At 34.6% G+C, this 14,155-nt stretch carries 5 protein-coding genes and 1 pseudogene; 5 read left to right on the plus strand and 1 reads right to left on the minus strand.

Features of this window, described 5'->3' with window-relative positions; translation table 11 throughout:
• Positions 1-23 precede the first annotated feature (23 nt).
• From ABEG63_RS12990 to ABEG63_RS13010, 5 genes are all read left to right on the plus strand, one after another.
• Positions 24-4,841 carry a DNA repair ATPase gene (locus ABEG63_RS12990; protein WP_346585337.1) on the plus strand — a complete coding sequence of 1,606 codons (4,818 nt, stop codon included), beginning with the start codon at positions 24-26 and terminating at the stop codon, positions 4,839-4,841.
• A 576-nt stretch (positions 4,842-5,417) separates the two neighbouring features.
• Positions 5,418-8,309, plus strand: a complete 2,892-nt coding sequence (locus tag ABEG63_RS12995; protein WP_346585339.1) for an AsmA-like C-terminal region-containing protein — start codon at positions 5,418-5,420, stop codon at positions 8,307-8,309.
• A gap of 15 nt (positions 8,310-8,324) precedes the next feature.
• Entirely contained in the window at positions 8,325-8,939 is a 615-nt protein-coding gene (locus ABEG63_RS13000; RefSeq protein ID WP_346585340.1) for an alpha-ketoglutarate-dependent dioxygenase AlkB, read from the plus strand.
• Between the two features lie 737 nt (positions 8,940-9,676).
• Positions 9,677-10,384, plus strand: a complete 708-nt coding sequence (locus tag ABEG63_RS13005) for a hypothetical protein (protein WP_267402770.1) — start codon at positions 9,677-9,679, stop codon at positions 10,382-10,384.
• A gap of 23 nt (positions 10,385-10,407) precedes the next feature.
• Complete coding sequence (locus ABEG63_RS13010; RefSeq protein WP_346585341.1) at positions 10,408-13,602, plus strand: hypothetical protein; 3,195 nt, start codon at positions 10,408-10,410, stop codon at positions 13,600-13,602.
• Between the two features lie 302 nt (positions 13,603-13,904).
• On the opposite strand, the pseudogene ABEG63_RS13015 reads toward ABEG63_RS13010, so the two are convergent.
• Positions 13,905-14,155, minus strand: a pseudogene (locus tag ABEG63_RS13015) (hypothetical protein); the annotation flags it as partial.

Consider the following 14,155-nt stretch of genomic DNA (forward strand, 5'->3'; position numbering starts at 1 on the left):
TCAGAATTATTTAAACCAAAATTATGTCAGAAAAACTTAATTCCGGTATATACGAAATTATTCAGAACCGTCTGAATGAGCAGAAAAACGACCTTGTTGAAAGGCTTCAGAAGCTGAACGAAAAACGTAAAAGCATTTTCGGAGGTATCGATTTTTCATTAATTGCCAACGAAAGAATTTCTACAGATCACAGCTGTGTGGCAAAGGATATTTTTTCTTTCAACGATCTTCTGATTTTCGGTTCCAATGCACATTTGGGAATGCAGACTGAAGTAAATATTACCGATGTTTTTTCCATTCATAAAATTAATAATAACCGTTTTGAACCTCAGGATGTTTCATTAATCAATGATGAAATTTTTATTGATGAGTTCAAAAATTTATATAAATATTACAGAAATACCTTTTTTGCCCGTTTTTACTTCACGGAAAACTATCTGTACATGGTATTCCAGCTTTCTGAAAGCACGACGGATATCAAAGCATTCAAATGGCTGATCAAAGAAAATACGCTTATTTATATCGATTCCAGAAGTGCGTCGGAAGTAAGTTATCCGCCACAACATGGCTTTATATGGACGAAAGCAACCCGCGATATGCAGCGAAACGGAAAATATCCTCATGTTTCTCTGGCAGATAAGGTTTTTGTGGAATCTATCGGAGGCGATCTTACCATTAAAATTGAAGATAATACAGAAACGGGAAAAGGAATTTATTCCGAAGATGTGGTTCATAAAGATCAGAATCTGGATGATGCTGAAATTCATTTCTGTGATTTGGGGAATCTGGTTTTGTTTAAAATCAGGCCTTATCAGGAAACGGAGCGTTATTTTATTTATAATCATAAGGAAAAAACAGTTTCCAGGGTTGATACTTTAAAATATGCGGCGGTTTTGCTTCCTGAAAGTCAGGGGATTTTATTTTCAAATGGTTATGCACTGCAAACCGGAGGTTTAAAGGTCATTTCTCAGGATCAAAACAGGTTACATTATCTGAAAACGATTCCTGAACCTAATGGTGAAAATTTTTTATATGTTTTCTATGATGATAAAACCAATAATTATCAGCTGATTTCGTATAATATCATCACACAGACTATTGAAACGCCCATTCGATGCAGTGGCTATACAATTCTGCACGACGGAAGGCTGATTTATTTAAGGGAAAGTGTAGAAACTACGAAGCACCATCTTGCCCAGATCTGGCAGTCGCCATATTCGAAAGAATTACAGGAAAATACTGAAAAATCTGATAATTTATTATATAAAATAGGAAATAAAGACATCGTTCGGGTGATGGCTGAAAGTCAGGAACTGATTACTTTATTGAATAAACAAGATTCCTACAGCGGACTTTACGATGATATTGTTAAGCTTTCCACCACGATTCTCGATGCTTATTACTTTTTGGGTGAAGAAGAAATTCAGCATCTCGATCAGCCTTTAAAAGAGATCAGGCAAATTGCCCATTCGGCGATCAATGAATACGAAAAAGTCGTGGAGCAAAAGAAAAATACAACAGAAGCGATTGAAAAAATAAAGCTAGCCTGTGAAAAAACGCTTGATGATACAAAGAGAATTCATTATTCTGAATTAACGGAATATATCGATATGCTCTCCCAAATCCGCGCCCTGCGTGGAGAAATTACCAGTGCCAGAGAACTGAAATATGCCGATACTGAGATTCTTGATGGTTTGGAAAAATCGCTTTCAGAGCGTTCGGAAGAACTTTCTAATGCTTGTGTCACTTTCCTTTTGCAGGAAAACTCGCTGTTGCCCTATCAACAACGTGCAGAGACGATTACCGAGCAGATTATTCATCTTGAAAAAGCCATTGATGCAAAAGCCATTGAGGAAGAGATCAATAACCTGTCCGCTCAGTTGGAGCTTTTGGTAGATATTGTGAACAATCTGAAAATTGAAGATACCTCACAGTCGACTCAGATTATCGAAAATATTTCTCTGATTTTTGCAAGATTGAATCAGGAAAGATTAGAACTTTCAAAAAGAAAAAGAGAAATTTCAGGAAAAGAACTTTCTGCTGATTTTCAGGCACAAACGACTTTGTTTGATCAGTCGGTCATCAACTTTTTAGAACTTTCTCAGACACCGGAAAAATGTGATGAATACCTTACCAAGCTTTCAATTCAGTTGGAAGATATGGAAACCAAGTTTGTTGATTTTGAAGAATTTATTCAGAAGATCGGAGAAAAAAGAGAAGAGGTATACGGTCATTTTCAGAATAAAAGGGTTCAGCTTACAGAATCCAGGAATAAAAGAACTCAGAATTTATATGATTCTGCACAAAGGATTTTAAAATCTGTTCAGACCAAAGCCGAAAGTTTTGACAGTGAAAACGAGATCAACGGCTATTTTGCGACCGATCTTATGGTGGAAAAAGTCAGAGATATGGCCCGACAGCTTATGGAGATGGAAGATTCTGCCAAAGCGGAGGAAATTCAGACGCTACTGAAAACTTCTCAGCAGGAATCTGCACGAAAACTGAAAGATAAGAAGGAAATTTATGCAGATGGAGATCATGTAATTACGTTAGGTGATTATAAATTTGCCGTCAATCGCCAGAAGCTTGATCTTACGATGGTGCTTAAAAATGCACAGTATTATTATCATTTAACTGGAACAAGCTTTTACGAACCTCTCGATTTTGAAGCGCTTTCAGATTATAAAGAAGTTTGGAATCAGGAATATATTTCTGAAAACCAAAAGGTAAAACGCTTCGAATATTTATCATGGAATATTTTTAACCAAAATAAAAATATCGTCGTGGAAGAAGAAAACCGCCAATTGATTCAGCAGTTTATGACGGAACATTTTGGAGAAGGTTTGGTAAAAGGAATTCATGACGAAGATGCTTTGCTGATCACAACCAGACTTCAGCAGATGCATAACGAATTGGGACTGATGAGGTTTACTTCTCAGGAGCGTTCCGTTGCTCAGCTTTTCTGGAAGTTTCTGGATCAGAAAAGAAAGGCTTATTTTGCTAAACAGTTTGAGGCAGCGGCGCTTATTTCGCAATCTTTTATCACAGATAAAGGTTTTCAGTATCTCGTTGATGAATTGTCTTCCGAAATAGAATTATTTGCTCAAAACAGTAATTTTTTCAGTAAAACTAATTTTGAGAATGCCGCCATTTATCTTAAAAAGGAAAACAGAGAACATTTTATTATTTCTGAAAAAGCTGGAAATTTATATGAAGCATTCTTTTCAGATCTTAAAGAAAAAAGGAAAGACCTTGAATTTACAGATCAGATCGAGGCTTTATATCTGCATCCTTCAGCGTGTTATTTTATTGCAGAAAGTGCTTTGCAGGCATTTATTTTCAGTAAAGAATTAACGGTTGACGAAAATATCAAACAGGAAACAGCAACTTTTCTGGTAACTCAGAATTTTAATGAAAAAAATATTCAGCATGTTGCTTATGAAATTACGCTAAAAGGACTGAAATCTCTAGAAAAAGATGTGGAATATCATCTTAATTATTATGAATTTTCTTCGCGTTTAGATTATTTTAACGAAGTTACAGTTCCAAAATACAAAAAGCTTCAGGAATTAAAATCAACTTGGGTCAGCAGCAAGAAAAAATCGTTGAAACTGGAGACTTTCCAGTCGCAGGTGCTGAGTTCATTTGCCAGAAATAAACTGATCAGTGAGGTTTACTTTCCTTTAATCGGAGCTAATTTGGCCAAACAGTTAGGAACGGTCGGAAATGATAAAAGAACCGACAGAATGGGAATGCTGCTTTTGATTTCGCCACCGGGGTACGGAAAAACTACGTTGATGGAATATATGGCAGACAGAATGGGGCTTGTTTTTATGAAGATTAACGGGCCGTCGATCGGGTATGATATTATTTCAACCGATCCAAGTGAAGCTAAAAATGCCGGAGCAAAACAGGAACTCGAAAAGTTGAATTTAGCTCTGGAAATGGCTGATAATGTGATGTTATATCTTGATGATATCCAGCATTGTAATCCGGAGTTTTTGCAAAAATTTATCTCTTTGGCAGACGGACAGCGAAAAATTGAAGGAATTTATAATGGAGAAAGTAAGACCTATGATCTTCGTTCTAAGCGTTTCTGTTTGGTGATGGCAGGTAATCCTTACACAGAAAACGGGGAGAAGTTTAAAATTCCGGATATGTTGGCGAACCGTTCCGATACTTATAATTTAGGGGAAATTTCGGGAAGTAAAACAGAATTATTTGATTTAAGTTTAATTGAAAATGCGCTGACTTCCAACGATTATTTAAGCCGATTGACACAACCGGGAATGGAAAATTTATACAGACTTTACGACGCCGTGCAGGCAGATAATCCTGCGGTTGATCTGTTGGGCAATTTTAGCACAAACGAGATTTCAGACTTTAGAAAGGTACTTGAAAACACCATGAAAGTCCGTGATATTGTGCTTAAGGTGAATAGTCAGTATATTGCCTCAGCAGCCATGGCAGACGATTATCGTAACGAACCGCCCTTTAAACTGCAGGGTTCTTACCGAAATATGAATAAACTGATCGTACAGATGCAGCCTATTCTGAAAGAGGATGAGGTTGTGCAGATTGTTTTAAATCATTACCAAAATGAGTCTCAAACGTTGACCACGGGAGCGGAATCCAATATGTTGAAACTGAAAGAAATGATGAACATCATGACCGAACATGAAAAATTACGTTGGGAAGAAATAAAAAAGACTTTTGTTAAAAATAAAATGATCAAAGGTCTGGGTGATAATGATCGAATGGTTCAGGTAATTTCTCTTTTAACCCAATTCAGCGAAGGTTTGGAAGGGATAAAAGAGGTTCTGCAAAACAGGACAACTTAAACGGATTAAATTCAATGTAAATACAAAGCCAACTTATTATGAAGTTGGCTTTTTTCATCGATAAATATCTACAATTTCATCGACATATATCTACATTTTTGATAGATAATTTTATTTCGCAATATTGTTACTTTGTAGTATAAAATTTACCTTATGGACAATAATTAATGTTTTAAATTTTTGTTTTTATATAAATAGGTAAATCATTTATAGCTATGGTTGATAGGCTGTAGTTATAATCAATACAAATGATGAAACTGTTTTAATATAAGGTAACCTTGGAAACCGCTTCTTAAAAAGCAGATAAAAAAACACACACAATATAAAGAAGTCAAATAGGCTTTTTAGGTTATTAGTTTGAAAGGAGGATTTTTTGCCTCCTTTCTTTTTATAAATTTTGCTTTCTGAGATTGCAGTTTTTAAAATTAATCTTGTTAAAAAACAGGCTGTCGCTTAAGATAAGCCTGTTTTATTTTTTAATATTTCGAGGTTTGATGGTGTTTTTGCCGAATGTTCCTGCCTTAATGGCTTGATTTTAGATAGCTGTTAATTTATCAATCACAAAAATATCTGTTTATGGAAAGGTTTAAGAAAATCATTTTGAAAATTCTGAAATGGACGGGAATTTCCATTGCCTCCATCTTGTTTCTCATGTTTATTATTCCGATTTTATTTCCGGGAACCATTTCGGAGCAGGTAAAAATATTTGCCAATAAACATTTAGCAGGTAAACTCGATTATAAAAGAACGCATTTAAGCTTTTTTAAACATTTTCCATCACTTACGGTTTCTGTGGATGATTTTTTGTTGAAGGGTTCCAAACCATTTCAAGAAGATACTTTATTGGCAGCCAAAGAAGTAGCGGCAGGAATTAATCTTAAAAGTCTCATTTTCGACCGTCAGGTAAAAATAGATGAAATATATGTGACGGATGCTTATGCGAACGTTTTTGTAAATACGAAAGGGCAGGCAAATTACAATGTATATGTCTCAAAACCTTCTGATAAACCGAAAGATACCGCAGATTCAGGAACTTCCATAAAACTAGATTTAATTAAGCTTAAGAACTGGAATGTAAAATATAACGATCATTCTGCAAGAGTTTTGGTTGATGCTAAAGGACTCAATTATACAGGAAAAGGAGGTCTAAGTGAAGATATTTTCGATCTTGAAACCAATCTCGATATTAATAAGCTTGATTTTAGTTTAGACAGAATTTATTACGCTAAACAGAAAACTTTACATGCAGATTTAATCACCAGAATCAATACCAATGCGTTAACCTTCGTTTTGAGAAAAAACGAATTAAGAATCAATGAATTGCCTTTAAAGTTTACAGGTTTTTTAAGTATTTTGAAAGATGGGTATAATCTTGATATTCAGGCTGCATCAGAAAAAACAACTATTCGAGAAATGATTTCTGTATTGCCTCCGCAATATCTCGATTGGGCAAAAGATACTAAGATTGAAGGAAATAGTGATCTTTATTTTCATTTAAAAGGACGTTTTAGTGAACCTAAAAATCTAAAACCGCGATTAAAAGCCCGTTTATTGGTAAAAAATGGTTTTGTTTCCAATGGAAAAGCTCCGGTTCCGATGAATAACTTAAATATGGATCTGAATGTAGATTTACCATCGCTAGACACAGAACAACTTGGAATTGATTTGAAAAAACTTAGTTTTGATCTTGGTCCGAACAATAATTTCAGAGCAGTTGTAACGACTAAAGGTCTTAACGAGATGAAAATAAAGGCCGATGTAAAAGGTGCGGTGAATCTTCAAACCTTGGATGAAGCTTTAGGATTGAAAGATATTGATATAAGAGGATTGATGGATACCAATATTAAAGCGGATGGAATCTTTAGTTTAGACAAAAAATTATTCCCTAAAACGAATGGTTATTTAAACCTGAAAAATGGTTGGTTAAAAACAAAATATTACCCGAATGCGATTCAGAATATTAATTTGGTTGCCAATATTATCAATACTGACGGTACTTTCAAAAGTCTTGGCATAAAGCTGGATCCATTTAAGTTTGATTTTGAAGGAAATCCTGTGTTTGTAAATGCAGATTTGCAAAATTTTGAAGACGTTTTATATAAAGTTCGTGCAAAAGGCGTTTTAAATGTAGGTCGAATTTATAAAGTCTTTGCTAAAAAAGGCTTCGATGTTAGTGGTTTAATTATGGCCGATTTATCTTTAAACGGTAGACAAAGTTATGCCACGAAAGGGCAGTACAGTAAATTGGATAATAAAGGGAATTTAATTTTAAAAAATATAAAAGCCACCACCGAATATTTACCTAAATCGTTTTTTATTAAGGAAGGAAATTTCCAGTTTGAGAATGAAAAAATGTGGTTTCGAAAATTTTTTGCCACTTATGGAAAATCAGATTTTGCTTTGAATGGCTATCTTTTGAACACTATTAATTATTTTATAGAACGAAAAGGGACGCTTCATGGAAAGTTTAATTTAAACTCAAATTATATCCTGATTGATGAATTTATGGCGTTGAAAGAAGGTGATAACTCTAAAAAATCTATTGATGTAGAATATGCTAAAGTTGAAAATCCCAAAAGCAGTGGAGTGGTTATTATTCCGAAAAATCTAGATGTATCTTTAGTCGCTAATGCTAAAAAAGTTGAGTTTAAAGGGTTAGGTTTAAATCATCTTAAAGGTACTGCTTCTGTAGATAAAGGGCAGGTTTATCTTAAAAATACCTCGTTTGATATTATTGGAAGCCGCATGAATATTGATGCCCGTTATCAGGATGAATCTCCGTTAACTGCCAATTATGATGTAGCATTGAAAGTGTTGGATTTTGATGTTCAGAGAGCGTATAAAGAAATTGATATGGTTCGTGAGATGGCAACCGCTGCGAAAAATGTAAAAGGAATTGTATCTTTGGATTATAAACTGAAAGGAGATTTTGATAAAAATATGACACCGATTTATCCTTCTTTGGAAGGTGGTGGAGTTGTCAATCTTCGTGATGTTGAGGTTAAAAATCTGAGAATGCTTTCTGCGGTGGGAGATAATATTGGTTCGAAAGCCTTTAATGATCCTGATATGAAAGGTGTGAATATTGAGACACATATCAAAAATAATTTGATTCATGTAGATAAATTCACGTTTAAAGTTTCAGTATTAAGACCATCGATCAGCGGAACAACAAGCTTTAACGGATTATTGGATCTTCAGGTGAGAGTAGGGCTGCCGCCCGGCGGATGGATTGGTTTTCCAATCGTAGTAACAGGAACTCACGAAAAACCTAAAGTGAAGATTTTCAGCAAAACAGGGCAAGGGATTATTGATGCGCTTTATAACAAGAAATCGAATAAAGTAATTCGTGAAGAACGAAGAGCAGAGAAAAAATCGAGAAGAGAGCAACGTAAAATAAGGGAAGCTCAGGAGAAGAAAGCGAAAAATGCAGAAAAACGGATCAATAAAGATCTAAAAGAAAAATAAATTCAATTAAAAATAGTGAGTCAGTTAAGTTTATTCAATTCCGATGATTTTTACCAGTTTCCGGAGGAATTATTAGAATACACCAACCATTTTTTATCCGAAAAAGAAGCTTCAAGGCTGGAAGAAAAACTTCTGAAAGAAACGCCTTGGAAGCAGAATTCACAAAAAATGTATGATAAAACGGTTCTGACTCCCCGTTTAACGGCTTGGTACGGCAATGAAAATAAATTTTACCATTTAGGTGAGAATAAATTTTTGGTCAATCAATGGTCGCCGGAATTATTAAACTTAAAGCTTAAAATCGAAAAATTTTCCGGCTATAAATTCAATTCCGTTTTGTTGAATTTGTATCGGGACGGAAATGATTCCGTAGCATGGCATCGCGATAAAGAAAGCGAATTGGGCAATCGGCCGGTTATCGCTTCTGTGAGTCTGGGACAGACAAGAAATTTTGATTTCAGGAAGGTTGATGACCATCAAAAAAAATATAGTTTACCACTTCATCACGGCTCTTTATTGATTATGAAAGGCGATCTGCAGCAAAACTGGGAGCATAGAATTGCGAAGTCTTTGAAGATAATAAAACCAAGAATTAATCTTACTTTTCGCTTGATTAAGGAGATTGAGTAAGTTTTTGATTTTATCGAATTGTCTTTTTTTTTGAAGCTATTTCCTGCTTTCCGCACTCGCTATTTTATATATTTCGGCGCGGCAGCTTCGCTGCCGCGCCGAAATATATAAAATGAGCTCAAACAAATACTTCAATCAGGGCTAGGAAATTCGCCAACTCTATCATATTTTGTCATTCTAATTTCTATAATGAATAAATTGAAAATAATTTAAACAGATTTTATAACAAATTTTTAAACTTTAAATATCAATGTGCTATTTGTTTAATGCTTGGTTACAAATTAATTCATTAAAACAGCAAAAACTTCTAGATAAAATTTAAAAAGACTTTATAATTATTTTTGAATTTTCAATCAAAGTTTATTTTATGCAAATTAATTGTTATAACTGTGTAAAATTTTCTATAATAAAGCGTGTTTAATTGTATTTTGTTAATAAAAATAATTATCTTAGCAGCGAAAACTAACAAACTACCATGATACAAAGGAATAAACATCTTATGTCCCAACGGATATAATTCTGCCTATATTTTCTCCACTAATTACTTTTTTGTCATAACACGTGATAAAAAGAATTCTAATGTGAATATTTCCAATTTTAAATGACAAACTCCGAAAAGAGTTTGATATTTTCTTGTGGCTATAATCACTGTTTAGAGATTTATTATTATTTAAATGTATATTTTAGTTTGTTGTTGATTGATGGATTATTAGCAAAAATTATAAATCAATAATGTTATGAACAAAACCTATTACACACTCATCGGATTACTTACAACCATTACTTTATCAGCTCAAGTAGGGATTAATACACCAGAGCCAAAAGCTACTTTACATGTAAAAGAATCAGGAAATTCAACTTCTGTGGAAGGGATTATTCCGCCAAGATTAACGGGAGACGAACTGAAAGCAAAAGATCTTATCTATTCTGGTGACCAACAGGCTAGTTTAGTTTACGTTACTTCTGGAGTAACTTCAGATGCAAGTGGTAAAACGACAGATGTAAAATCAGCAGGGTATTATTATTTCGAGCCCAATCTAAATGGTGAAGGAAGATGGATGAAACTCAACACCAATCTAGATTCGCCGATTAAATTTTTTTATATGCCTTCCATTGTTTTCAACACTTCATCTCCAGGAACGGGATTAAGAAGAAATTTATATGCGGAATATAAGGCTCAGTTCACCAATAAAAAATTTGTAGCCAATTCTACAACTGGTGGGAGTATAGGGACAGAAACAAGAACCACTTTTGTAAAAAGTACGAATGCGCCGGATACCATTGGCAATATTCCAAATGCTAATGAACTTTATTATTATGTGACTGATTATGATAATACATCGATGGCAAATTTAAGTATTGATGAAAATGGCATTCTTACTTATGACGTTATCGGAACCGGAACAGATTATTCTTTTGTAAACATTGTTTTCGTATTGAAATAATGAAATATTTTGAATTGAAAAATATGAAAAATACGATTAACAAAGGCTTTATACTCCTCGTTTGCTTATTGTTTTCAGGGTTGTATAATAGTCAAACCACAGAGAAAGTAAGACCCAATACCTCATCCGGAACTAATGTCACCAGCCCCGCAAACGCCAATGACGCAGATGTAAATACTTTCGCACAAATCAATAGTTACGGAGGAACGGCTTTGGGATTATTAGGCTATTCAGGAACGCTTACAATGGAATATAACAATTCTACAGCGTATGTTCCGGCGAATTCTAAATTTTACATGAAAGTAAACTCCAATGAAACCGGACTTTTAGATGCCTTATTAGGTGGAAGTTTGGGGAATCTTTTAAAAGGAGTTTTAGGAGTGGTGATCGGAGGCGAGCACGTAACTTCATTTAATCTTAAAAATGCAGCCGGAAATAGTGTGATCTCTGTTTCTACAACTAATTCTAATGCTAATCAGGATAAAATTACCATTGCAAAAGATGCCGCTCAAAATTATTACGCTATATTTTATCCAAAAGAAGCCGTAAAAACCATTGAAATAAATGATAAAACTTCTTTTTCATTACTTTTTGGCGGGGTCAACAATTTTAAAGTGTATGATTCTTATTATTTTAAAAATGATGTTTCAGATTGTAACGTTTCCTTATTAACGTCTTATACAGCGGGCGGAGGATTATTAAGTTTAATTAATTCTGAACCTGTAACTAATGCACATTTGGCTATAGATAATGATCTTACTTCGTTTTCGAAGATCGGGATTACGGCTTTGTTAAATTTGAATGCTTCGGGAACTGTTGAGCAATTTTTTCATTTGCCCAAAGCAGTTCACGACAAAGCAGTTAGATTGAAAGTTCGCATTCCTTCGGGGCTTTTAAAATTAGATGTCGCAAGCCAATCTTCGGTGGTTTTTTATAAAGACGGACAGGAAGTTTCTTCCTTGAAGCTGGATTCTAATGTTTTAGGGTTGGATCTTTTAGGTTTAATTAATCAAAACAATGCAGAATTCAGTTTTCTGGCTGCTCCGCGAGATGCAGCAGGAAATATTATCCCTTTTGATAAAGTAGGAATCAGAATATTTAAGCCGCTTTCTGTAAACCTGATTAATGCAGAAGATATTCGTGTGTACGACGTTGCTTTCGTAGATGATATGCCTGAAATAAAAAAGGTTTGCTCTTTTGAGTTTTTAAATAATAACATAAGAACAAGGAAATTTGATATTACTCAAATCATTCCAAATTACAATGCAAATTTCGACGGATATATAGTCGTAGACAGCAATCAAAAAGAAATTCCTTTTAAAACTGTTGCTGAAAAACAAGCCAATAAATGGCAGCCACTCGGAACTTATTATATTAAAGGATTAACCGATGCCGGATATTGCTCAAGCGATTATACTTCTTTCACTGCCGTGGAAAATAAAGAATACAAGATTACCGGCAATACAAGTATTAGCCTGCCTTTGGATGCAAATTTTGATGGAATTGCTGATGCTTCAACGACTTTTAGCACTGCAAATTATCAGAGTCAGTTACCGGGAAGTATAGGGGTAAGAATTTATGATGAAATTACGAATCAGGAAGTAACTGGTCAAACGATTAACTTCCCCAAAATAGGAACTTATAATTATTATGCTAAATCTGTAAATGCCGCTGGAAATTGTGATATTGTGAAAAGAGTTACGGTTTTCGTGTATGACAGGCAAGAATGTGAGTACAGATATGTGCAAAGAATGGCCAATCTGAAAAGCACAGGCGCCATTTTAACGGGAGGAAGCACGAATAGTGAAAAAGCAATCGACAATGATCTTTCTACGTATGCCACTATTTTTAATGCAATTTCATTAGCCGGAATAGGAAATTCTTGGTTAGATCTTGGTTTTTCGAATGCGTTTGCGAGCCCGATTCCGGCAGGAACTCCCATGACGATTAAACTCGGACAAGACTACGGCGTTTTGCAATTATTAGGCGGAATTACGCTTCAAACTTTAGATAAGAGCGGAAATCCTGTTGGTCCAGTAAAATCTATTGGCGAATTGGATCTTTTGAATTTATTGGTTGGAAATAATACCGTAGATGTTTCTTTTATCCCTAAAGATGCTTCAGGAAATGCGATAGAATATGGCGGAGTAAGAATTTTAATGGGAAGCATTTTGGGACTTTTTAATTCTGCCAGAGTATACGGAATGTATATTGATGACAGAATTCCGTTGACGCAGGCTCAGGCTTGTGAAGCCAATATCTCGGTAAGCAGTGCAGAAATTCCCGGAAATTCTAGCTCAGCTCTGCTTTTGAATCATTCCGCAAAAGATGTTTTGTATGGCGTTCAGGATGCGGGATTAGGCGTTGCCACTACTTTGTCTGGTGTTTTGTATCCTTATCTTGCGGCAGATGCGATAAATAATAGTTCGTCGGTACTACACGGAACCCCGAATTACGATACGGCAGCTATTTTTAATACTTCTCTAGGAGTTTTGAATAAGCAGGTTCTTACCGTAAAGTTTAAAGAAATTGCCCGACCGGGAGACAAAGTAAGAATTGTGATGAGCTCTGAGGGATTGCCTATTTTGGATGTAAATGTGCTTGGAGGTTTTACAATTCAGCGTTATTTGGGAGATATGCCTGTAGGAGATGAGGTAAGTGCTTCAGATTCTCAGATTGTAAAATTAGATTTATTAAAGTTGATTGCCAATCAGGCTTCACAGAAAACGGCAATTATTTTAGATGGAATTGGGGCAGCTTTCGACCGTGTAGAACTTCGTTTAAATAATGTGATTTCGGCGAATCTTTTGGGAAGTAAAACGTATGTGTATGACGTTTCTGTTTTGCCTTATTTTGATCTGGAACAAGATGAACAGTCGTTGTGTTTATCAAATCCGGTAACGTTTAATTTGTTGGAACCTTGTACGTCTTATCATTTATCATTTGCTTATGCAGAGAAAGATTCGGTAGGAAATATTACGGAATGGAAAGATATTCTAAATTCTGTGATTGAAACTGTCATTGGAAATCCGTTACAAAATCTTTTAAATTTTAAATTGAATAAAATGTATAAAAATTACAGTAAAATGAATAATTTATATTTAAAAATTGAAGTGTATCGAAGTAACTGTGTTGCGGGTGAAGTACAGTATATTCCTGTGACGATTAACGGATGCCAGTCTATTGTCAATCCTTTGATGAGAAGTATACCGAAGTAAATTTGATCGTTTATTTTGAATGAAAAACAGACTGCTTTTGAGGCGGTCTGTTTTGTTATGTAAAGTGAAAAGTTATTTGAATTTTATCTAATTTTTTTATCCTGAATGGAATTTTTTGAAGTATAAGGAATAAATAATACTTTGGTATTCAGGTGTTTCATATGTTTTGATTTCGCTTTATTTTGCTCAAAATGACTTTTCTGAATAATTTAAAATTTAAACAGGTTTTGATGTTTTCACCAACTATTTAAATGAATAGCTAAAACCCTAGCCCCGATGTTCTATGTTAAAAAGCAAATTATTCAGGTTAAAATTTTAAAATCTTTTTGATAATTTGGTTGATAATTCGTTTTGTTCTTTACAACCCCAAAACAGATTCTCAAAAGCTTATTACAAACGGCTATCAATGCCAGCTTTTTAGGCTTTCCATCTGCCAAAAGTCTTTCATAAAATACCTTACAATGGGCATTGTGCTTAATTGCCGTCCATGAACAGACATATAATAAGCCTCGGATATGGGTCTTGGAAGTTCTGCATTTTCCAGGTGAATACG

It is taken from the genome of Chryseobacterium sp. C39-AII1 (assembly GCF_039672645.1).
GTDB lineage: Bacteria > Bacteroidota > Bacteroidia > Flavobacteriales > Weeksellaceae > Chryseobacterium.